Genomic DNA, 22,196 nt, shown 5'->3' with positions numbered 1-22,196 from the left:
TGAAGATATGCAAGTAAAAAAGATCATGTTGCTGCTGCTTGTCCTGATGGTAAAGCAAAGCATCGCGCAAACCGGCGCACGTCCCAATATCATCGTTTTTTTAGTAGATGATATGGGCTGGATGGATACATCCGTTCCCTTTGCAGATAGTATAATGCCGCTGAACAAACGTTATCATACGCCCAATATGGAACGGCTTGCTGCGGATGGCGTAAAATTTACCAATGCCTATGCACAACCTGTTTGTACGCCATCGCGCACCAGCATGCTTACGGGTATGAATGCCGCACGCAGCCGGGTTACCAACTGGACCTCGCCCAATAAAAATGTGGACTCCGATGCGAAAGACGATCAGTTTGAACCCTTAAACTGGAACCGGAACGGGTTAAGCAGCAAGCCGGGTACCGATCGCACCGTGTATGCAACCCCATTTCCACAACTGCTTAAAGACGCGGGGTATTATACCATACAGGTGGGTAAAGCACATTGGGGGGCTGCAGGCACACCGGGCGCAAATCCCTATAACCTGGGTTTTATGGTAAATATTGCCGGCCACTCCGGCGGGCACCCGCAGAGCTATTTGTCGGAACAGCGTTACGGTAATATGCCGGGAAAAGCGCAGATGCAGGCTGTTCCGGATCTCGAAGAATATTATGATACCAATACCTTTTTAACGGAAGCGCTGACCCTTGAGGCGCTTAAAGCGCTGGAAAATCCTATCAGGAGGAAAGAACCCTTTTATTTAAATATGTGCCAGTATGCCGTGCATACGCCCATCATGGCCGATCCCCGGTTTGTACAAAAATATTATAACGCCGGCCTCGACAGTATCGAAGCTGCCTATGCCAGTTTAGTGGAAGGCATGGATAAAAGCCTTGGCGATATTATGGATTACCTCCAAAAAAAGGATGTTGCCCGCAACACCATTGTTATTTTTATGAGCGACAATGGCGGGCTTGATCATCACCAGCGGGGAGGAGCGGCCAATACACATAATTACCCGCTTCGCTCCGGAAAAGGCTCGGTATACGAGGGCGGAATACGGGAGCCGATGATTGTTAAATGGCCGGGAATCACCCGGGCGGGTACAACAAATGCGCAGCCGGTAATGATTGAAGATTTTTTTCCCTCAATTCTTGAGATGGCAAAAACTGCCCGTACGGAGTTGCCCCAGCAGGTAGATGGGCGGAGCTTTGTGCCGCTCTTAAGAAACCCGCAGGCGTTGGTGACAGCGCGGCCGCTGATCTTTCATTATCCCAACAAATGGATCAATATCCCTGTTGGCCAGGAAGCCCGGTTTGGCATCAATTACTATACCGCCATGCGCTATGGCAACTGGAAACTGATTTACCGTATGCGCACCCAAAGTTTTGAATTGTACGATCTTTCCAAAGATCTTCGGGAAGCCAATGACCAGGCAGAGGGGAATAAAGAAACCGTTAAAAAGCTGGCGCTGCTTTTAGGCAAAACATTAAAAGAGCGTTCCGCGCAAATGCCCGTTGAAAAATCAACCGGTAAAACAGTCCCTTATCCCGGCGAAAAATTGTAGCAATAAAGCGCCGAATAGCAGGCAGGAAATATCTTATTGACCGCACCGGGCCAGTATTTTTTCCAGCGTATTCAGATTTCTGCCGCCAACATTTACACCGCGAAGAAGAATGATATACTGCATAATGATCAGGATAGCTGCTTCACCAACCGGGTTGTATTTCCCATTGCTTTTTGGGTGTCTGTGCCATTATTACGCTGCCTGGCTTTATAGATCTTCCTTGCGTTCTCAATTTCTTTTTGCCATCTCTGCTGCATTTCTGCTACGATTTTCGGATTCTCAGCGGCGCTGTTTTTATTTTCCCGGGGATCGCTCAGGTGGTCATACAGTTCAATAACCGGGGTGGCCTCCCGGAAATATTGTGTGTACCTGTACCGGGGAGTGCGGATCGAAATTCCTTTATTGAAATAACTGATGGCCGTATTTCTCCATGAAGGGACAGGGGACTGCTGCAATAATTTTGCTAAACTTTCGCCATCTCCCCTGTACGGCATTTTGAGCCCGCATAATTCCATCAGTGTGGGGTAAATGTCCGCTGCACTTACTATTTCATTACGCACTACCCCGTTATTACTACCGGGTGTTTTTACAATGAAGGCGCTGCGCAACGACCATTCAAAGACGGTGTGCTTACCCCATACCCGGTCATCGCCCAGGTGCCAGCCATGGTCGCCCCATACCACAATTATTGTATTTTTATCCAGTCCGTTCTTCCGGATCGCCTCCAGTACTTTCCCTACCTGTGCATCCACATAGCTTATAGCTGCATAATAAGCATGCCGTAATTTTCGGGCATAGTTGTCCGAAAGGGGGGTGGATAGACTGGCTGCTTCATCTCCTGATTTGTACTGGTTAAACTCACCGCTTTGGTGCAGGCTTGCCGGGTTTACCCCTTCCGGTATATTGGGCGAAGGTGTAAGCGGGATGGAGGCCTCATCATATAAATCCCAGTAACGCCTGGGCGCTGTAAAGGGAAGGTGCGGCTTAAAGAAGCCGATGCCCAGGAAAAACGGTTGATTAGATTGTGCCAGCGTCCGGATCTTTTCGGTGGCCAGATTGGCGGTTAATCCATCCGGGTAGCCATCATCATCGCAATCACCCGCTTCGTAGGGCTTTACCTGTCCTTTTTTTCCCTGCCTGTTGGAGCCATCGGCATACCCAAAAAAGGCATTCCACCCGGTTTGCCATTTGCCTGCATTGAACAGCATCTCATCCCAGCTATTGGGCAGCTCCGGCTTATTGCTTCTGGGTTCTGTATAGCCATAGAGATACCCGTCTGCAGAATGGCTGATCTTGCCGATGCCCACTGTATGATATCCATTTCGCCTGAACTGTTCTATAAAAGTTTCCGGGGAGGCCCCTTGTGGTTTTCCGGAAATGATTTTTTCAGCCGCTTCATTGCCCAATGCCGCTTTTTCAGCAGGATATCTCCCGGTCAGCAAGCCAAATCTTGAGGCGCCACAGGTTGGAACCGTTGCATACTCATTGGTAAAAAGCGCTCCCTTGCCGGCCAGCTGATCCAGGTGGGGCGATTTTACCACAGCATTACCATAACACCCCAGATCCGGCCGAAGGTCATCAATGAAGATAAAAACAACATTGGGTTTTGCCTGCGCGTTTAATTGCAGGGCCGCAACACACCAACAGAGCAACTGAAAAAAGAAAAACCTGCGCATAACGGAACTGTTTAGTGAATCATTACTGTTTATTTCTGTTAACGGGGGCTGATCCGGCATTCATTTTTACCCCATTTAAAATGTGTAATATAAGTAATATTTTCCTCGCCGGAACAGCACAAGCGTTTTGAGGATTCAATACAATGATCTTTTCTTTGCCTCTTTTAAACAATAGGTAAAGGAGAAAAAGAATCAAAGTATTGAGCTACAGCATTAGTTAGATCTTTTGCTTCTTCCTGCGCATAAGTACCATAAATTTTCTCAGGTATCCACTAAAATAAGGAGGTAATTAGGGAATTTCGTACCTTAAATCAATTTATATTATCAGAATGAGTTTGGACCAGAGAATTATTATCGTAGGGGGAGGATTAAGCGGACTTGCGTTAGCTTACTTATTATCAAAAAAGAGTATTAAGATCACCATACTGGAAGCCTCGGAGCGATTGGGAGGCAGAATACAGACCATTAAGGGCGCTGCCGGAACGCCATTGGAATTGGGCGCCACCTGGTTTTCGGATGTGCATGCCAATTTACTGGCCTTGATTGGAGAATTGGGACTAAAGAAATACCCGCAGTTTTCAAAAGGGATATCACTGTTTCAGACCAAATCATTTGAGCCACCGCAAAAATTTTTTGTGCCTGAAGCGGAAACGCCGTCTTACCGGCTGGTTGGCGGTACTCAAATGCTCATTGATAGGCTGGCGCAAAAGCTGCCGGACGATGCTGTTTTGCTTAACACAAAAGTGAAGACGGTAAAAGAAACAACAAACGGTGTCGTCCTGGAAACATCTGATGGTAAAACTGTGGAAACAGGCAAGGTTGTTATTTGCATACCACCGCAATTAGTAGCAAAGCAAATAACATGCTCGCCAAAGCTGCCTGAAGCACTTGATGCGGTTTTACCTAACGTACAAACATGGATGGCTGGAGCCGTCAAATTTACACTGGAGTACAGTGCTCCGTTTTGGCGAAACGAGGGATATTCCGGCATGTTATACAGCCACGCCGGGATTATTACGGAGATGTACGATCACACCAATTTTGAAGAGAATAAATTTGGTTTTACAGGGTTCCTGGGCGGTGGTGCAGCTTCCTATACACCGGAGATAAGAAAAGAGTTTGTGTTGCGCCAGTTATCAGAGTTGTTGGGGGAACAGGCATTAAGGCCTACGGCTTATTTTGATAAGGTCTGGTCAGACGAATTTATACTGGATGGCAACCAGATCATCCAACGCCCGCACCAATACAATGGGCACCTGTTATTACAGCAAGACTATATGAACGGAAAACTGTTTTTTGCTGCAACAGAAACTGCTGCTGAATTTCCGGGTTATATGGAAGGTGCCGTTATTGCCGCTCAATCTATTGCCGCAAGGTTCTGAAAGGAGTAACACCATTTATTGTATTTTAGCCCCGCCAATATGCAAGCAAAAAATGCAGAGCAAGCAGGCGAAAGTACTGCCAGGAAATTGGGGCAAATTGTCTGCTGTGCCAGTGCAGGAGTGGGTGGCTCTTTTTGTGCATTAATGCTGTTGTTGCAAAACAATAGTGCAAGCAGTAAAATGAGATTTTTCATTACGCTATTTTTTAAATCCCGGAGGGTTATCGATCAGGGACTCCGGTTTGCGAAATGAATAGTGAAATTCATAAGGGTCGCCTGGCGCATTAAATTTGCCGCCATCTCTTTCGGTAGGCCTTCCGGGTTTAAGCACAAGGCTGTTGCCATAGGTTGGGTCTTCTATTAACTCAATGGTATAAGTAACTTTTTCTGGTTTATAATCAGTTGATTTTACCAAGCCGCCCCATTCATCAGTCTTTCCACTCTTTGCTTTACTCCAAAATTCACCCCTGCCTTTATTGGGTATGATGGTTAGTTGATGGCCATTTACTGAATAAGTACCCGTTTCGTAGATGAATATAATATCCTTATTTAAAACCAGCCAGTTTTTAAGACGAAAAATATAAGTGCCGTCTGTTTTAAAAAGATATTCTTTTCTCAGGTATCCTGCTGTAACTTGCTGGTAAGCATTTTTTTCAATGACGTAGCTCGTCCATAAACCCGAAATAGATGTATTGTTCACAGTATTTGTAGTTGCAGAACCTGAATTGCCGGTTTCGGTTTGTGCAGCTTTTGAAAGTTCCAGTGAATTGATTAATTTCAGCAAGTCGGGTTGATATTTATTTGTGTTCGTCATTGCAACAAGGGCGGCCGTTTGTCCACCGCCTGTGGCAGACAACAAGGTTGCCACTCCTTTATTACTGCCATCGGTATAGCCGGCACTGCCGGAAACAATATCCCAGCCATTTTCATTTACCGGAGCTTGCATAGCGGGTTCTTCTGAAATCGTTACGGCAGCTCTTACCATTGTGTTCCAGTAATTCGTAAAGTTGTCATTGGCTAATGCGTTGCTGGCAATTGATTTGATGAGCAATGCCATTGCATATTCGCCTGTTTTGCCGTCAGTAATTGCCAGTTGCCTGCCGCCATTAACTTCCTTTTGCTGCCAGCCTTTGGGCAGAGTGTAGGATATCACATCGAAGGTTTGCTTTTGGGCGTACACTGCCCCGCAACTAAGAGTAACCAGCAGGAACGATATTATTTTTCTCATTTGTCTATTATTTTGCCTGGATGTTTCCACCCGAGAATTTTTTCATGTAGATGAATTTTTAAATTACTGCCTGTTTTCAATTGTTGGCGGAAGGGTGTTGAAATACGGGTCTGTTTTATAGTAAACCTTCCATTTGTAAAAGTCCAGGTACACACCGGGGAAATAGAGTGTTTTTGATCCATAGGTTGGGTGCGGATTACCGTTTTTATCTTTAAATTCAAGCGTGACGCTTACTTCCTGTATTTTCCAGGCATCGGAGATGTAAAATAGTCCATTGCCAACGGTGTTGTACAATACATCCAGCATTACACCTGTTTGTCTGTAATGGGCCAGGCTGTTGAAGGCCTGTTCAAAGCCTGCTCTTCTTGGTAGTGTAAAATTGGTAGTGCTCCATACTTTTAGCTCCTCGGGCCAGCTCTCCAATGTGTAGCCTTTTTGATAATTGTCATCACCGGCTGCCGGGTACACACTCACCATCATCTTTGATAATTTTTCTTTGTTATCACCCGCGGTTTTTATTGTAACTCTCGCCACGGCTAAAAAATAATCCGCATCGGTGAGGCCAGGAGCGGAGGATGATGGCGAGGTATTGCCACTTCCTGGTTTTGGTTTTTCCTGGACGGCGGAGGTTGTTGGTGTTGTTCGCAACGCCGTGCTGCCGGTTGTAACGGGCCTCATGGTAATATTGGTGTTGGTTATGATGGGTTTGGTTGATGCAGGTAAACCTGTTTTTTGCTGCGCGTTGGCGGCAAATGACAGAAGCATAAATGCCGGAAAGATAAAAGGTTTCATGATTTTTAATTTTATAATGGTTTAAAAATTTGTCCATGATGTGCCAGTAATTGTGTCCCAGCCCGATTTGTCGGTATTTCTAAGCTTTGCGTCCCGTCCCCAGTTATTGTAAAGCCAGCCAATGCGGTTGGCTTTAAATTTTATTTTGCTGGTACCGCTTGCAATATTATCGGTACAGCTTTCCACGATTGCGTTTTCCAAAATAATTTTCCGGGCTACCACCGGCATCATATCAGCAACAAGCCGGGTTGTTATGGTAATTTCTATTTTCGATATAGGAAAGCTTTGTACAGCTTGCAAGGTCATTGGTTTTTGAGGCACACTATTTAGTACAGTGCCTGCAGCTTTCGCAATGGAGGCCGAAGGTTGTTTTGCAATGGGCGTCTTGGTAGAAGCGGTGGCAGCGCTCATCATTGTCCGAAACGTAGCCATATAGCCACTTGTGGGCACTTCCAATTCTACTGTTGCCGTGTTGTCGACACCGCCTGCGAGGCCGGATACAATGAACTGATCTTCGTACAGGCGGGTAACGGAGGTGCCTTTGATGCGACTTCCATCGCCTTTTGTTATTTTGGCGTAGATGCCGGCGGGCGTTTGGGCTAAAAGACTGGTAACGGTAAAGGTGAATAGGAAAAGAAAAGTAGATTTCATTGTTTGTTGGTTTTAATGGTTGTGAAATTAGGTTGGTAAGAAAAACCCGGTAATCATTAAAAAAAATGATTTTGCGGGTTTTATGGTCGCATAATCAGAAATGAAAGAGCATTGCAGGCCATCAGGAATTATATTATCAATAATCCGAAAAAATTTTATTTCAATTTAAAGACGCCTCTTAGCGTAACACCATATATAGCACCATCCCGGTCAATAGCCCAAACGGGGGTGCCGGCGTTTGGGTTTTCGATATCCCAGCTGTTACTGGAATTGCCCAGGCCAAAATAATGATCAGGATAACTGCCCGTCCAAAGCAAGGTTCCTGTCAGGCCATCAAAGCCCTGCAGTAAGTGGTCTTTATAGTTGTTTTCATTGTCCAGCAGGCGTTCTCCTACATAGAAGGCGCCTCCGGAGGAGGTCATCAGTTGTGCGTTTTTGGAAATAACGCGCCGCCAGGCTACCGTTCCATCGTTAAGCCGGTAGCCCCATAGTTCCTTTTTACCACTTAGCTGTACTTCCGTTACCAGCATACTGCAGGCTGCCACGTGATTAAAAATGTGCAAGCCGGGCACTGGTTGGGTGGTCCACAGGATCTTGCCTGAATTAGGATCTAATGCCCGCAAGCCCGTAGCGTATGCATTGGGCCACGACATTGCCTGCACCCTGATGATTACCTTTCCGTCGGCTATCATGGGAATGCCATCGTCTGAGCGATAGGATTTTTCATTTCGCTTAAGTAGTACCGGTTGCGCGGTATGTCGCCAAAGCGTTTTTCCTGTTTTAAGATCTATGGCTTGCAGCTGTCGTGTAAACGGTTCGCTCTGATCCTTGTTCCTGGCGGTTTGAAACAGGATACCGCCCCATGAAGCGGGAGCACTGAACGTAGGCGTGTATAGTGGGTCTGATTTGTCGGGCATGGCCAGTTTAAATTCCCTGTTTTGCCATAGAATATTGTTCAAGTCACCGCTGAGCGCGGTGATATAGCTGTTGCCTTCTTTAGGGCTTTGATTGAGTGTCGTAAATATCCCGCCCCTGTAACGCAGCGTCCCTGTTTTTGCCGGGGTAAGGGTACGTACGATCTTTCCGGTCTTTATATTTATTACATAGTAATCCGTAGGTCCGCCATCTTCCCGGGGGTATACCAGCAATGCTTCACCGGAGGGCAGTTCATAGAGCGCTATATTGCCCATTGAACCACGCCGGTTACCTGTTGCGCAGATATTACCGATACGCCATACCGTTTTTCCTGTTTGTTTATCAATAGCCGAAAGCCCGGCGTTATCATCGTTATTGCAACTACCGGTGAGCACCAGGTTGCCAATGAGGACCGGCGTCCAAACGCCCCACCATCCGGGGTTTATTTCCCATTGTTTTTTAGGAGCAGCAAGGATGGGCGGCGCCTGAAATTCGCGGCTGTTGCAACTGGTTCCATAGGGCATAAACAAAGCCGGGGACCCGGTACATGACTTGCAGCTGGCGGCTTTTTGCAGGCGGGCAATAGCGGCTGCTCTTGCATCGGGCGCGTCACTGGGCGTCTGTGCCTTTGGGATACAGACTACACACAATGAAAAAAGCAGGATGAAAGTTATTTTTTTCATATCTATGTTTTTTGTTATTGGGGGGTGTTTACAAAAATATTGGAGGAGGTGTTACCGGAAATAAGGCTCATTTTCCCCGAAACGCCTATCTCAACGCCTTTGTCGCTCAATTGTGCATCGCCCATTCCAGGTTGACTTTTATCGCCGCCACTAGCTTCGGATATATGCTGATCAAACGTTTCAATAATGTTTGATTTTACCGTTACTTTGGCTTCGCCGGTGGCGTATACATCTTCGATACCATGACTGGTAAACGTTACACCCACGCCGGCTTTTACTGAAGCGCCTATCTGCAGCGGACCTTTGTTGGTTGAAATGGATTTGTCTATAACAGTAGCTTCTAACGTGGCATTATCAAAGTGATCTCTGCCATCATCTCCGGCTTTGAAATTAAAGTTGCCACTCAGCCTTCCTGCATCAAATTCCACCCGCATTTTACCACATTCTATTATCTGTTTGTATACGCCAAAATCAAGCACTGATTTATAGACACAGTGCTTGTCATCAAAATCGGCCAGCTTGTAGCGGGAATCTTTGCTTTTGGGCGTTTCACACTTTCCATATTTGTCAGTAGCTATATATCTTGTGTTGGCGAGGGCTGCCAGCCATTTCTTTTTTGCACCAATTTTTGCAGCTTCAAATACCGGAGTGTCTTCTGTAAATTGCCTCCAATACAACTCTTCGTTGATGTTAATATACATCTGGTGCAGGTAATTTTTGTAGGCTTCTTCCAGGGGTTTATTGTAATTTTCATATACCCACTCACTGTATTTTTTTTGCACTACACAAGTATTATAACCAATGTTTTCGCCTCTACGCGCATATTCGGTTTCAGTTTCCGCAATAATCTTGTTTGCTTTTTCGAGTTTTTTTCTTTCCGCTTCGTTTTTGGCGTTAAAATCATTCCTCAAATTATCAATTTGCTTTTTGGCTGTTTCCAAACGATAGGCGATGCCCCCGTCCTTACTCATTTCCTGCAGGTTTTTTTCTGCCGTTTTCCGGTAAATATTTTCTTTTTGTGTGGGGGTGGTAGTTAGTTTACTTAAATCACCCTTGGCATTTTGATATTGTTGATATGTCTGCTGCGCCTTTTGATTATTAGCTTGCAGGTAGGGCAGCTCCTGTTTGCTAAGTGCATTTATTTTTTCATATGCCTGTTTTTGAAAAGCGTCCCAATCTGCACCAAGCCTTAGTTCCTCATCATAAGAAGTGGGGGCATCCGGCCGCGTGAAATTATGCAGCCCCAGTGGGTCGGGGTCAGGATGAAAGGGAACGCGCATATCGCTGCCTTTTACAGAGTAGCCCAGCCTGCGCAACTCGTTTATTTTATCCACTGAGTAGCTGTAGGCCAATGAATTTTTCATTTTCTCAATCGCTTGTGCCTTGTTGCCCTTGCTTTCCTGTATCAGGCATTGTGTATAATTTGCCTGCGGATGATAAACAAATGCTTTTACTACTTTATCCAGCTTTTCGTTGGCTCTGTCCACGTCTCCCAAATAAAACCATGCCTGCCCCAGGTTGTTGAGAATAGTGGTGTTATCGGGATATTGTTTGTTTAAATATTCCAATAAAGGAATTGCTTTTTGCGGTGCGCCACCCATACTGAGCGCGGCGGCAAAATTACTGAGCAGGTCTGCATCGGAATCATCATCTGCAGAGGCTCTGCCCATCAGATACACGGCAATTTCCGGGTTGCCACTTGCCCAGTAACCAATAGCTGCATTACCGGTAGCAGTTGCATCATATTTATTTTTCTTCAATGCCGAATACACCTGCTGGCCGAATATTTTCGCATTGTCGGCAACATTTTTTTCAATATAATCATTCAACGTTTTGATGTAGGCCTGAAGCGTTGCGGCTGTAAGCGTTATTTTCGGAATGGCATCAATAATTGCGCCGTTCCTTTTGGGAACGGCGTCACCCTCAACAGCCATCGCAACCTGTGCATCGGTAAAGCCGGTAGACATTGAAGGGACTTTTGTGGAAAACCCCATTTGCTCCATCATTTTTTTTTGTTCGGGGGTAAGCTTATCAAGGGCGGCCTGCGCTTCCTTTTGCTTTTGCTGTATTTCTTTTACCGAGGTGGGGTTTTTTTGCTGGGCAAAAGCAACCATGCTCAAAAGCAACAGGGGGAGCAGGGAGGTATATTGTCTCATTAAGTATAAGTTTTATTTGGTGAAGGGTGTTCCTTGTATGATGCTAATGTGGCGTGGCCGCTTTATACTATTTTGGCAAAAAACAATTATGTTTTTCCTCGATAAGCCGATATAAGGAATAGATAAAAGCCTGCTTTGAATAACATAAAGGTTAAGGGAAAAAAGCATCAGCAGTCAGGTTTCCTACAGGCGATAAACGGCAAATGCCGATGTATTGCTGGTATATATTATATACGCTATTATCCAGTCAACAGGAGTAAGACAACTGATAATGGCAATCGTTTTGCAGTCCTGTCCATTTGGAAATTTCCTGGTCATTGAATTAATGATTTATAATAAAGAATTTGTATTATTTCCGGGCAACGATACTTTTATTTGTTCTTTAACAACGTAAAGATATATCCGGATACCAGCCGGAACAATCATTAAAAAAGATGATTTTTTTATTATTTAGTGCTATAAAAGTATATTTGGGTAGCTAAAGTAAGTCCCGAGTTTGTCGCTAAAACGATTCCTTTATTGAATGTGCTATGAACGAACACTGAGAGTTTTACGAAGGTCAAAGACTGGTGTTTTGGGCAAATGAATTAGAGGTAGAGGCTGAGTAATTTATAATAAGAGGCTGTATCAAAAGTCGCTGCTTTGTCATGCCGTCCCGATGGCGATCGTATACGCGTCAGGTTAAGAGGATGTAGCATGCCGGCAAATCTGCGCTATTAAAGGCTTTGAGGGGCATAGCCCCGGATAGATTTTAGAACGTCATGCTTCAGCGCGACGTTGGCAGCGAAAAGGCAGATGTGAGTGCCATGGGCACGGCAGATGTTTCGGGCTGACGGCTCTCAACCCTTCGTCCGGATGGTGAGACGTGTTAAAACCCGCTCTTACAATATTCATCTGCCGCTATGCGGCGGGTACAGTTTTCATGCTGACCTGACGCTCATGCGATGGCGATCGGGATTGTTTCGGCATCTGAAGATGATTGTTCGTCAATAGATGCTGAAACAAGAACAGATCCCGGGTCAAGCCCGGGATGATCACCATAAACCGGTTTTGCGAATTTGTATCATCCAGGTAAATTTTTTTATACTCAGGGCTAGACCATTTATATTTTCTAAAAACACCCGAGCAGGCAAAATATACAGCTGTTGATACATTATAAGACCAGTCCAGTAACCTTGTTGGTAACTCATAATAAAAATGATGAAAATAAACAACATAATATGTTATTTGACTTATTTACAACTTATATCCGGAGTTTTATAAACTTGAGGTATTGTCAATAGGAAATATGAGATGGTGCTAAATCGCCGGCGATAAATACTAGTTGAAAAGAGTAGACAGTAAGTCTTGATTAGCCAATAATTGCATAATTTCGAAATTCTGCAAAAACTGGAGTTAAAACAATCTAAATTTTGTTTTGTACTGGATAAATGAATTGGAAATGGCAAATATAAAACCTGGTTAGGATAAAACCTGCCTAAGCCTTTCTTTAAGAATTTTGATATTTTGGATTTAAATGATAGTGAAAAAATGAAGAATTATTTAAAAGCCACGTTGATATCACTCTTAGTATTTGTAAGTCTTTTTGCTTATTCAGCTGATTCATCGTATATACGTTTTGTTTTTTCAAAAAATCTAAATGTCGATAAATTCTCACTTACCTTGAATGATGGAATTAATGAGCATAAAATTAATCTTCAAAGCACGTCAAGCTGGTCCGGCATTTTGTTGGCATTATATGGGTATGTTTCAATTGAATACAAAAAGAACGATACCATGTTTGTAACAAAGAATGTTTTTTTTAAGAAAGGATATTCTGAACTATACTTGAATGCACTTCCAGATTCCATTAAATCTTACGCAATTGACGAAAAGAAATCTGTTAATATATTTACTTATGAAAGATTAGGAGGAGCGGAACTTGATCTTTTTGTAAAAGAAAAGGTTGATATTCGAAAGAGCTTTATTCAGAAACATAAACATTTATTTGGAATTGATACCTCCATTAGAAACAAGGCGGTTTCTTTATCAGATTCCGTGCTGTATAGGGAGCTTGCATTTGTTAAGAAATTTCCCGAATATTACATTTCATTTTGGCTTTTTCAAAAAGATATTATTAAAACAGATTTATCTTCACCAGATACATTACTCGAAATCTATAATAATATCCTACCTGCAAAATATAAACAATCAAAATCGGCAGAGCACACCGTGAGTGTTCTAAGAAACAAGATAGTTGTCAGTTCTAATTTAAATTTCCCTGACTTTTTGATAAATGATATACATGGCAATAAAATAGAACTTTCAAAATTAAAAGGCAATTATGTACTTATACAAGTATGGGCTTCCTGGTGCAAACCTTGTATTGAGGAGATGCCTTCTTTAAAGGAAATTAATAACCTGTATGGAAATAAAAATTTCAAACTTATTTCCTTTAGCGTTGATCAAGATTCTGCCGCGTTCACAAAGGCTGTTGAGGGATATACCGCAGCGTGGACAAATGTACTTAGCGATGTCATCTGCAATTTGTTGGGTAGAGTTTATGTTCCCCAACTTTATTTGATAGATGAAAAAGGGATTTCTATTTACGATCGGGATAAAATAAAAGATTTTGATCTTTCTGCGCTAAAAAAGATACTTGCTGATCGCTTTGAAAAATGAACTACGTGAAAATTAGAAATATCATTTTTCACATCATTTTGCAAAAACGGAAGCTGATTTGGGCTAAGTAATTTTAATTTTTGTAACTTTTGGAAGTTATTGCAAACGCCGGTGAAATTGACCGCCCCTGGCCGGTTTAAACACTCTTGCCGTTAAAGTTTGTTTGCAAATGTCTCTAAAACAAAAAAGGCCCGCTTGCGCGAACCTCTTTATCTGATTGATAATCAGTGCCCCGGGCGGGACTTGAACCCGCACGGACATTGCTGCCCACAGGATTTTAAGTCCTGCGTGTCTACCAATTCCACCACCAGGGCAATAATCTTAAGAACTGTTTATCCGGCTGTTTCAAACAGGTTGAAGACCGAAGCCCAAAAAAAATCCTCTCTATTGAGAGGACCTTTTTTATGAGCGGAAGACCGGGCTCGAACCGGCCACCCCGACCTTGGCAAGGTCGTGCTCTACCAAATGAGCTACTTCCGCTTTTATAAGAACTTCTTTGTTTTTTTCTTAAGTATCAGCTTGTTACTTAAGGGGTTGCGAAGATAAGAGTTTTTTTTTAACTACAAAAAAAATCGGCAACTTTTTTTTTATTTATACTTTGGAGTGTACAAAGTGCTTTCCTGAACATGAACAGCCGGCTTTTCAAAACGCTTTGTATAAAGACGGTAGCAGCCTCCCCAGGTTAATAAAAAGAAGCATGCATAAAGGAGATAGAATAAAAAACGGGAACTGGAAACCCAGCTGAATTTGAAATCCTTCTTCTGGCTTTGCTTTAACTCTTCCTGGTATTCCTGCTCTTTTACTTGCTCAGCGTCAAAATTATGTTCCATTCTGTATCAATATTGTACGGCAAAAATAAGGATCTATTCATTAATTTGTCACTTCTTTGTCAACAATTTCGGAGAACTTTTTTTTCCCCTTCACAAAATGTTCCCAGGCAATGTTCTTTTTCAAAAAACCCTGCAGGGGGGCTTTTTTATTTTGAGGAAATACGCTTTTCTTTTGATCAACCAGCATCCATTTCACAAAGGAGAGGTGGGCGCTGGCCACGGCTACAAAATAGCCCCCGTCGCCGCCCAGCAGGCTTTTAAAAGCAGATACGCCATCCAGCACGGCCCGCAGCAAAATAACATAGATCCGGCGCCAGCCATACATGTTTTTATACATCATGATATGGTTGTTGCGGAAATTAAGATAGGTCTTCAATGAATTTCCCTTTGGCAGCGTGCCGCCGCCCACATGGTATATTACAGAGGCGGGGCAGGAGCTGATCGTATACCCCAAAAGCTGGATGCGCCAGCAAAGATCGATTTCCTCCTGGTGCGCAAAAAAATAGGGATCAAAGCCGCCGGCTTCATGAAATACCTTTGAACGGATAAATAATGCGGCCCCGCTGGCCCAAAATACCGGCTCCGCCCGGTTGTACTGCCCCTCATCTGTTTCCGTAAAATCAAATACCCTGCCCCTGGCAAATGGATAACAGAAATGATCCAGCCACCCGCCGGCCGCGCCCGCATACTCAAAATAAGCAGGGTGGTTGTACGACAGGATCTTTGGCTGACAGGCGGCCAGCCCGGGATTGGCTTCCAGCATATTTAAAAGAGGATCCAGGAAGCCTTCCGTAACCTGCACATCGGAATTCAGCAATAAATAATAATCGGCCAAAACCTGCTCCAGGGCAAGATTATAGCCTTTGGCAAAACCATGGTTCTCCCGGAACCGGATGATCCGCACCTGTGGAAAATGCGCCTCCAGGTATTGGATAGAGTCATCGGTAGATCCATTATCGGCCACTACTACCTCCAGGGCGCCATACCGGGTTTGTACAACACCGGGAAGGAACTGCTCCAGGTATTTTTTACCGTTCCAGTTTAAAATAACAATAGCAACAGACGGGATCATCATGGGCTGCAAAGATTCATAAAATATTGCAAGCAAATCACCATCAAGCCTTTTTATCTTCGGGTACCGGGTTTTTTTTAACAAAAAGGTGATAAAGCTGGATTGCAGCGATGAGCCCGTTGGATAGGATGATCGGCCATTTCCATCCCAGCATCACCCCATAGGCCACAAAAAAAATACAACCGGCAAAATTGATCACACGGATCACCTTCAATTGTTTGGGGATAAAGGAAATAACCAGTAAGGTCATAGCTAAATAGCCGATATATTCAACAAAATCGTTCATAGCCGTTTAAAAATTTCAAAAAAATAAAGTTATCCATTTGTAGCATTATTTTTGTTGCAACTTATTCCGGATCGGGGCAATCTATTGGTATAATAGTTGTTCCGGTACCATTGAACGGCCATTATTAATGGATATTTTGAAAGATATGAAATACGTTTTTTCCTTTTTCCTGGTGTTTTTGTGTTACGGGTTAATGGCGCAGTCCGGCGGTGTGGCGGTGTATAAAGACCCGAGGATCGACCTGTTGATCAAAAAACAGGGAGAGGTTAATAATTTGTCTACGCGCAATTCGGCCAAAAGAAGAACGGCTCCCGGTTACCGCATCCTGGTGATCAGCACCAATAATAAGGCGGAGGCGATTGCCGCCCGTACCAAAATCTATTCCGGATTCCCGGAGCTGAAGCCCTATATGTGGCACCAGTCGCCTTATTTTAAGGTGAAAGCAGGGAATTTTACATCCTGGCAGGATGCCCAGGTATATCAGAAAAAGCTGGCCGCATTGTTTCCCAACGGCGTATTTATCATGAGCGATGTAGTGGAGGTAGACCCCGATAGCGGGGAAAGTGAGGACTAAATACCGGCAAGTTCTCTTTCTTAAACAAATACTTCTTTTTCATTTTACACGCTTCATATTATCAGTTATTTTTGCGGGATGAAGGAGCAAGTGAAGTTACTGGCAAAGCAGTATGCGCCTGAATTAATAGAAGTGCGCCGTTACCTGCATGCCCACCCGGAGTTGAGTTACCAGGAATTTGAAACCTCAAAATATATACAGGCGCAATTAACAGCGCTTGGGATTCCTTTTGAAGTAAAAGCCGCCACGGGCGTCATTGGCCTGCTAAAGGGGCGCAACCCCCAAAAGCGGGTAATTGCGCTCCGGGCCGATATGGATGCCCTGCCTATACAGGAATTAAATGATGTTCCTTACAGGTCGGTTAATGAACAGGTGATGCACGCCTGCGGCCATGATGTACATACCGCCTGCCTGCTGGGTGCGGCAAAAATCCTGAATGAAATAAAAGACCAGTGGGAGGGAACGGTTAAACTGATTTTTCAGCCGGGGGAAGAAAAGAACCCGGGAGGAGCCAGTTTGCTGATCAAAGAAGGCGTATTGGAAAATCCCGCTCCCGCGGCCATTTTTGGATTGCATGTGCATCCCGGACTGGAGGTTGGCAAACTCAGTTTTCGTGGCGGTAAAGTAATGGCCAGCGCCGATGAGCTTTATTTTACGATAAAAGGAAAAGGCGGGCATGCGGCCGCCCCCAACCTTTGTATTGACCCCATCCTCATCGCCTCCCACCTGGTGGTGGCGTTGCAGCAGGTAATCAGCCGGCGCAACAATCCGCAAAACCCTACCGTGCTATCCATTACCGCCTTTAACGGCGGCACTACTACCAATGTAATCCCCGGTGAAGTACGCCTGAAAGGAACTTTTCGTGCTATGAACGAGCAGTGGCGGTTTGAGGCGCACGAAATCATCCGCAGCATTTCGGAAGGCCTGGTAACGGGGATGGGCGGCAGCCTGGATCTGCATATTGATGTGGGCTATCCCAGCGTTTATAATAATGAAGCCCTGAGTCTGCAAGCCGCCGCACTGGCAAAGAATTATGCGGGTAACGAACAGGTAGGGGAAACGGAGATCCGCATGGGCGCCGAAGATTTTGGATATTATACCCAGCTGATACCCGGCTGTTTTTATCGCCTGGGCGTTATGAACCAGGAGCGGGGCATTACAGCAGGGGTGCATACGCCTACGTTTAATGTTGATGAAGACGCCATTGAGCTGGGCATGGGTATGATGGCCTGGCTGGCGGTTTCCGCCGATTTAACAAAATAAATACACAGGGGCGTTTTTATTTTCGTCTATTAAAAAAAACGGTCATGATCCTGAAAAAAATTCTGCCATTGTCGTTGTTTTTTGTGATGGTTTTATCCGTAAACGGACAGGTGAAACAGGAGCCTTCAACACCTGCGCAAACGCAAATTACCGGACAGCCGGCGCCGGCAAAACAGCAAAAGAAAAAATGCTGGTTCAGCAGGAAAAAAAAGACCGCCGCTTCAAAGCCGGCCGCAAAAGATGCGCTGAAGGACCGGAACACCCGCGATCCTAAAATAGACAGCCTGTCAAACCCCGGCATGCGCTCCGCCAGCCCCGCTGCCTTAAAGGATCTGAAGTAAACGCTATTATTTTTGGGGCCGGGCAAACATCCCGTTGATGGTGGCGGGGGAGCCTATGCTGATACGCCCCTTCAAATTCATGGTACTTTCTGTTGTGGCCGAAATGCTGCCGAGGGATCTTTGGGCGGCAGCCGCCGGCTTATAGAGCGGATCGCCGGTAATGGCCCGGATTGCCTTTAAAAAGCAGGTTTCATTCGGGTCGCCCAGGTCGTACCGGATATCGTCTATGGATTGTATATTTACCGGCATACCGGTATAATACCCGCCCGTTCCCTGGGCATTTTTCGTTTCAAAATTTGCCATGTAAACACTGTACTTCCCGATCCTCAGTTCAAAAAAACCAACCGGCTTTCCGTAAGTAGTACTGGCCCTGCCGTATTCAAACCGGGCGCCTATAAGTGTTGTTGTGTTGAAATAGGGTTTTAAACTGTTGATGAGCAATTCGCTGGCGGATGCGGTGGCCTCACTCACAATAAAATAAATATTTTTTATTTCATTGCTATTGTTCACCGGCCCTTTCTTTAAAACATAGGTGGTATTGCTTCCGGGGGTATAGTCTACATCAAAATAACTATATCCCTTCGCCTTTCCATCGGCGCCATATACGGGCTGGTTTTTAAGAATGGTGGCCTGCCCGTTTTGCATCAGCTGGTTGTAATATTCTACAAAGAGCACTTTGCTGTTGGCATTTGCCGGGGCCAGCAGTTCTCCAAAATACTCTGCCATATCTACATAGCCGCCGCCATTGTACCGCAGGTCCACAACAATATCGGTGATGCCTGAAAATTTAGCAAAGGAAGCGTCCAGCACCGGTTTGGAGTTGGACTCCTGGGTAAAGGACTTATAAGCGATATAACCAATTTTTTTGCTGCCGATGGTTAAAACGGTGTCCTTATAAACCGGGTTAAAAGAATAAACCGCTTTAGAAAAACTAAGATCTTTGCTGGTATTGGTACTGGGCTTGTAAATGGTAAGGGTGATGGAGGCTGCATTAATGGCACTATTGATCGCCGCCAGGTCGGCTGCATTATCGGCATTCAGACTTTTGCCGTTGAATTTTGAAATAATATCGCCCCGGCGCAATCCCGCATTCCATGCGGGGGATCCATTGGTAACCGCTCTTACAAAAATAACGCTGCTATCCCCGTTGTGATAGGGGATCTTTTCTTTGGTATCATCAGTATTGTCTACAGGAATACTGGCCGGCACAAAACCCAGGTTGTTCTCTTTACCGTCCAGCGTCATCTTAATATTCTTTACCGTTGCCTGGTTGGTGATGGCAAAGGCGGATGCCCCCCCGGATACGGTTTCTTCAGTAGGAAGGATATAGGAATATTTGCAAACATTGATTTCTGGAAGGTTGGTGCTAAAATTGATGTACTGTTCATAAGGGAAGCCCGTTGCGGGATTGAGCGCCGTTCTTGAAATCTGGTAGAGTTCGTCTTCAAGCCCGCCAAGGGTATCTGCAGTTGCGTACCGCCGGGGATTAAAGGAGGAAATATCCGGCAGGCTGCTGTTCCAGTAATAAGCCTGCTTTGCATATAAATAAAGAGAGTCCGCCAGCTGTTCCGGTGTAACGCCGGTGGGCTTTGGCGGAACAATATTGTCTTTCGGACGGCATGAAGCAAGCAAAATCAAAACACACAGGAATGCACTCACAACGGGTTTGCTCAAAAACATGGCGTGTAATTTTTTGAAAAGATAGGCATTAATTCCATTACCTATCTAAAATTTTTGTAATCCGGGCAACGATCATTTCCGGTGTAATTTCCTGCATACAGCCCGCCTCCCCGTGTACCGGGCAGGGCTTATTTCCAAAAACAGAAGATGGCCGGCAGGGGAGATCGGTTTGTACCGCATTTTCAGGATCCTGCCCCCAGCCATAAAACCCCAGCCAGGGGTGGGTACCGCCCCAAACGGAAACCACCGGCACCGCATACAGCGAAGCCAGGTGCATATTGGCAGAGTCCATGGTCAGCATTACATCCATGCGGGCCATCAGCTGCAGCTCTCCGGCAAAGGTAAAACGGCCGGCCACAACCTGTACGTTTTTAAATTCCGCCGCCCACAGTTCCAGTACCGGGGCTTCGGCCTTACTGCCAAATAGAAATAAGGTATGATGGCTGTTATCTGCCAGTTGCTGCACCACCTGCTTCATTTTATCCGGCGGGTACATTTTTGCCGCGTGTTTGGCAAAAGGAGCAATGCCGATGCGGGCAGATGTCCGATTTCTGATGTCCGATTTCTGATTTCTGATTTCTAATGTCTGACAGCTGATGTCAACTGGCACTCCCAGCTTTATAAACACATCCGCATAGCGTTGAAACGTAGTTTTGAGCGGGCGCAGTTTTTTGTTTTTGGGTCTTGTCAGCTCCTTTTTTTCCTTCCGTCCTTTGTCAATAACAGCCAGGGGCGCGGGGCCTAAAAAATTACGGATGATCTTGGTGCGCAGCACATCATGCAGATCGGCAACCGCATCAAACCGGATGTCGTTTTTTAATTTTCGGGCCAGCCGGATCAGTCCGCCAATGCCTTTGAAATCTTTTTTGATATCGGCTTCGTAAAAATGCAGCCGTTCTATGTTTTCAAAAAGCGGGCGGTGAAAGGGCAGGGACACCAGGGTGATCGTCAATGCCGGGTTTTGCGCCAGCAATTGTTTCAAAACCGGAACGGTCATGGCCACATCGCCCAGGGCCGAAAACCGCAGAGCCAGTATATGTGCGGGTGCGGCGCTCATCCTTTTTTTTGCTGGTATAAAACGGGGTTCAGGCTTTCATCATTGTACATCTTCATTTGTTTATACACTTTCATGTATTTTTTGCCGGCGGCAATATCGCGGAGCAGCTCATCAATAGCTGCAGAAAGGTCGCTGCGCTGGGTTAGCAGGGTATCCAGTTTTGCGGCGCAGGCGGCCCGGTGTGTTTCCGATGCATCGGGCCTTATTGCTTCCTGCTGCATGTGGTAGATCTTTAATTCCAGTATCGACAGGCGGTCAATAGCCCAGGCCGGGCTTTCCGTGTTAAAAGAGGCATCTGCAGCCGGCAACACATTATGGTATTGCTGCAGGAACCAGCTGTCGATATATTCCACCATATCCGTACGGTGCTGGTTGGAGCTGTCGATCCTTCTTTTGATTTCCAGTGCCTGCACCGGGTCTATCTGCGGATCGCGGATAATGTCTTCCAGGTGCCACTGTACGGTGTCAATCCAGTTTTTCTCATACATCAGGAACTCCAGTCCTCCTTTGGGATAAGGGTTTTGAACCGGTGTATCAACATGATCTGTTTGATGATAATCGGTAATACTCTGCTGAAAAATATGGATCCAGTCTGCCGTACGCATAATCAAATTTATTGTTATCCCGCAAATGTAAGCTACCGGGATTAGAATTTGAAAATTTGAAATAGGGAATAGTTAATGGTCAATCAATGTCGTTTACTTAAGTGCGGGTTTCAGGTTTAACGTTCAAAGTTTCAGGTTAGATGGCCTTTTTACACCCGATGATCTGTTAACTATTGCCTATTAACTATTCGATGCCGTTTCCTTAAGCCAGATGTTGAGCCCCGAAGACGTAAAACCGGGAAGCGTATTGGGTTTGGCGCATCATGCACGTCGGGTTGATTTTGCCCCTTGGGAGCTGCAGCGCAGCGCTGATCCTGTTAGTAAGCAACAATACGGGCAATAAAGGTGCAGCGCACCGGTAATGATTGCGGTTTGTACAAGCCGTGCACAGGAAATTACCGCCGCGCTGCGGCTACGGGAGGTTTTGGACGCTCATCGTTATAAGGGTCAGCGGCGCGCTGCGCCTGTTTGCCATAAAAAGATGCGATCTTTGGGGTCTGAAAGGCTTACCCGTACTACATTTCATGGTAACAGACCTGTTCTTAACCTGGCGTGCATGCGACAAATCGGGATAAAAGTTTGTGTTCCGGTACATCGCATTGGCGTCAGGTTAAGGGGATGTAAGCATGCCGGCAAATCTGCGCTATTAAAGGCTTTGAAGGGCATAGCCCCGGATAGATTTTAGAACGTTGTGCTTCAGCGCGATGTTAGCGGCGAAAAGGCAGATCTGAGTGCCATAGGCACGGCAGATGTTTCGGGCTGGCGGCTCTCAACCCTTCGTGTGGATAGCGAGACG

At 45.3% G+C, this 22,196-nt stretch carries 20 protein-coding genes and 2 tRNA genes; 6 read left to right on the top strand and 16 right to left on the bottom strand.

What is annotated here, in order from left to right; translation table 11 throughout:
* Window positions 1-7 precede the first annotated feature (7 nt).
* Complete coding sequence (locus GGU45_RS00370; RefSeq protein WP_435220961.1) at window positions 8-1,549, top strand: sulfatase; 1,542 nt, start codon at window positions 8-10, stop codon at window positions 1,547-1,549.
* Window positions 1,550-1,677: 128 nt separating this feature from the next.
* On the opposite strand, the gene GGU45_RS00365 is transcribed toward GGU45_RS00370, so the two are convergent.
* Entirely contained in the window at window positions 1,678-3,225 is a 1,548-nt protein-coding gene (locus GGU45_RS00365; protein ID WP_435220959.1) for a sulfatase, read from the bottom strand.
* A 329-nt stretch (window positions 3,226-3,554) separates the two neighbouring features.
* On the opposite strand from GGU45_RS00365, the gene GGU45_RS00360 reads away from it, so the two are divergent.
* A complete protein-coding gene (locus GGU45_RS00360) occupies window positions 3,555-4,607 on the top strand; it encodes a flavin monoamine oxidase family protein (protein WP_435220957.1) in 1,053 nt (350 codons plus the stop codon).
* A gap of 198 nt (window positions 4,608-4,805) precedes the next feature.
* Here GGU45_RS00360 and GGU45_RS00355 read toward each other — a convergent pair whose 3' ends face one another.
* From GGU45_RS00355 to GGU45_RS00325, 7 genes are all read right to left on the bottom strand, one after another.
* Window positions 4,806-5,834, bottom strand: a complete 1,029-nt coding sequence (locus GGU45_RS00355) for a hypothetical protein (RefSeq protein ID WP_435220955.1) — start codon at window positions 5,832-5,834, stop codon at window positions 4,806-4,808.
* 63 nt (window positions 5,835-5,897) lie between these two features.
* Window positions 5,898-6,626 (bottom strand): hypothetical protein, encoded by a 729-nt coding sequence (locus GGU45_RS00350; RefSeq protein ID WP_435220953.1) that lies wholly within the window; start codon window positions 6,624-6,626, stop codon window positions 5,898-5,900.
* A 21-nt stretch (window positions 6,627-6,647) separates the two neighbouring features.
* Complete coding sequence (locus tag GGU45_RS00345) at window positions 6,648-7,277, bottom strand: hypothetical protein (RefSeq protein WP_435220951.1); 630 nt, start codon at window positions 7,275-7,277, stop codon at window positions 6,648-6,650.
* Between the two features lie 155 nt (window positions 7,278-7,432).
* Complete coding sequence (locus GGU45_RS00340) at window positions 7,433-8,875, bottom strand: outer membrane protein assembly factor BamB family protein (RefSeq protein ID WP_435220949.1); 1,443 nt, start codon at window positions 8,873-8,875, stop codon at window positions 7,433-7,435.
* Window positions 8,876-8,889: 14 nt separating this feature from the next.
* Window positions 8,890-11,031 carry a tetratricopeptide repeat protein gene (locus tag GGU45_RS00335; RefSeq protein WP_435220947.1) on the bottom strand — a complete coding sequence of 714 codons (2,142 nt, stop codon included), beginning with the start codon at window positions 11,029-11,031 and terminating at the stop codon, window positions 8,890-8,892.
* A 183-nt stretch (window positions 11,032-11,214) separates the two neighbouring features.
* Complete coding sequence (locus GGU45_RS00330) at window positions 11,215-11,349, bottom strand: hypothetical protein (protein ID WP_435220945.1); 135 nt, start codon at window positions 11,347-11,349, stop codon at window positions 11,215-11,217.
* A 582-nt stretch (window positions 11,350-11,931) separates the two neighbouring features.
* The gene (locus GGU45_RS00325) at window positions 11,932-12,258 is read right to left on the bottom strand and encodes an FRG domain-containing protein (protein ID WP_435222011.1); all 327 of its coding nucleotides are present in this window, start codon (window positions 12,256-12,258) and stop codon (window positions 11,932-11,934) included.
* Between the two features lie 303 nt (window positions 12,259-12,561).
* On the opposite strand from GGU45_RS00325, the gene GGU45_RS00320 reads away from it, so the two are divergent.
* Window positions 12,562-13,692 carry a TlpA family protein disulfide reductase gene (locus GGU45_RS00320; protein ID WP_435220943.1) on the top strand — a complete coding sequence of 377 codons (1,131 nt, stop codon included), beginning with the start codon at window positions 12,562-12,564 and terminating at the stop codon, window positions 13,690-13,692.
* 228 nt (window positions 13,693-13,920) lie between these two features.
* Here the strand turns inward: GGU45_RS00320 and GGU45_RS00315 are convergent.
* The 5 genes from GGU45_RS00315 to GGU45_RS00295 form a co-directional block, all read right to left on the bottom strand.
* Window positions 13,921-14,006 (bottom strand) — tRNA-Leu (locus GGU45_RS00315).
* A gap of 93 nt (window positions 14,007-14,099) precedes the next feature.
* Window positions 14,100-14,172, bottom strand: a tRNA-Gly gene (locus GGU45_RS00310).
* A 107-nt stretch (window positions 14,173-14,279) separates the two neighbouring features.
* Window positions 14,280-14,522 (bottom strand): hypothetical protein, encoded by a 243-nt coding sequence (locus GGU45_RS00305; RefSeq protein WP_435220941.1) that lies wholly within the window; start codon window positions 14,520-14,522, stop codon window positions 14,280-14,282.
* A 40-nt stretch (window positions 14,523-14,562) separates the two neighbouring features.
* On the bottom strand, window positions 14,563-15,630 hold the full coding sequence (locus GGU45_RS00300; RefSeq protein WP_435220939.1) for a glycosyltransferase family 2 protein: 1,068 nt from the start codon (window positions 15,628-15,630) through the stop codon (window positions 14,563-14,565).
* Window positions 15,631-15,637: 7 nt separating this feature from the next.
* Window positions 15,638-15,880: a uroporphyrinogen decarboxylase gene (locus GGU45_RS00295; RefSeq protein ID WP_435220937.1), complete on the bottom strand. Its 243-nt coding sequence runs from the start codon at window positions 15,878-15,880 to the stop codon at window positions 15,638-15,640.
* 145 nt (window positions 15,881-16,025) lie between these two features.
* Between GGU45_RS00295 and GGU45_RS00290 the strand changes: the two genes are divergently transcribed.
* The 3 genes from GGU45_RS00290 to GGU45_RS00280 all read left to right on the top strand — a co-directional run bounded on the left by GGU45_RS00290 (window position 16,026) and on the right by GGU45_RS00280 (window position 18,058).
* Entirely contained in the window at window positions 16,026-16,454 is a 429-nt protein-coding gene (locus GGU45_RS00290) for an SPOR domain-containing protein (RefSeq protein WP_435220935.1), read from the top strand.
* Window positions 16,455-16,532: 78 nt separating this feature from the next.
* Window positions 16,533-17,717: a M20 metallopeptidase family protein gene (locus GGU45_RS00285; protein WP_435220933.1), complete on the top strand. Its 1,185-nt coding sequence runs from the start codon at window positions 16,533-16,535 to the stop codon at window positions 17,715-17,717.
* Window positions 17,718-17,761: 44 nt separating this feature from the next.
* Window positions 17,762-18,058 carry a hypothetical protein gene (locus GGU45_RS00280; protein WP_435220931.1) on the top strand — a complete coding sequence of 99 codons (297 nt, stop codon included), beginning with the start codon at window positions 17,762-17,764 and terminating at the stop codon, window positions 18,056-18,058.
* Window positions 18,059-18,064: 6 nt separating this feature from the next.
* On the opposite strand, the gene GGU45_RS00275 is transcribed toward GGU45_RS00280, so the two are convergent.
* Genes GGU45_RS00275 through GGU45_RS00265 form a run of 3 tightly spaced genes read right to left on the bottom strand, consistent with a single transcriptional unit; the run spans window position 18,065 to window position 21,400 of the window.
* A complete protein-coding gene (locus GGU45_RS00275; protein WP_435220929.1) occupies window positions 18,065-19,738 on the bottom strand; it encodes a S41 family peptidase in 1,674 nt (557 codons plus the stop codon).
* Window positions 19,739-19,775: 37 nt separating this feature from the next.
* Window positions 19,776-20,795 (bottom strand): glycosyltransferase family 9 protein, encoded by a 1,020-nt coding sequence (locus GGU45_RS00270; protein ID WP_435220927.1) that lies wholly within the window; start codon window positions 20,793-20,795, stop codon window positions 19,776-19,778.
* Complete coding sequence (locus tag GGU45_RS00265) at window positions 20,792-21,400, bottom strand: DUF4254 domain-containing protein (RefSeq protein WP_435220925.1); 609 nt, start codon at window positions 21,398-21,400, stop codon at window positions 20,792-20,794. Before GGU45_RS00265 ends, GGU45_RS00270 begins: the two co-directional genes overlap by 4 nt.
* Window positions 21,401-22,196 lie beyond the last annotated feature (796 nt).

The sequence above is a fragment of the Niabella hirudinis genome (genome assembly GCF_051201075.1).
GTDB classification, from domain to species: domain Bacteria; phylum Bacteroidota; class Bacteroidia; order Chitinophagales; family Chitinophagaceae; genus Niabella; species Niabella hirudinis.
The sequence above is the reverse complement of the archived record's forward strand: the minus strand, read 5'-3'. Positions and strand labels throughout refer to the sequence as shown.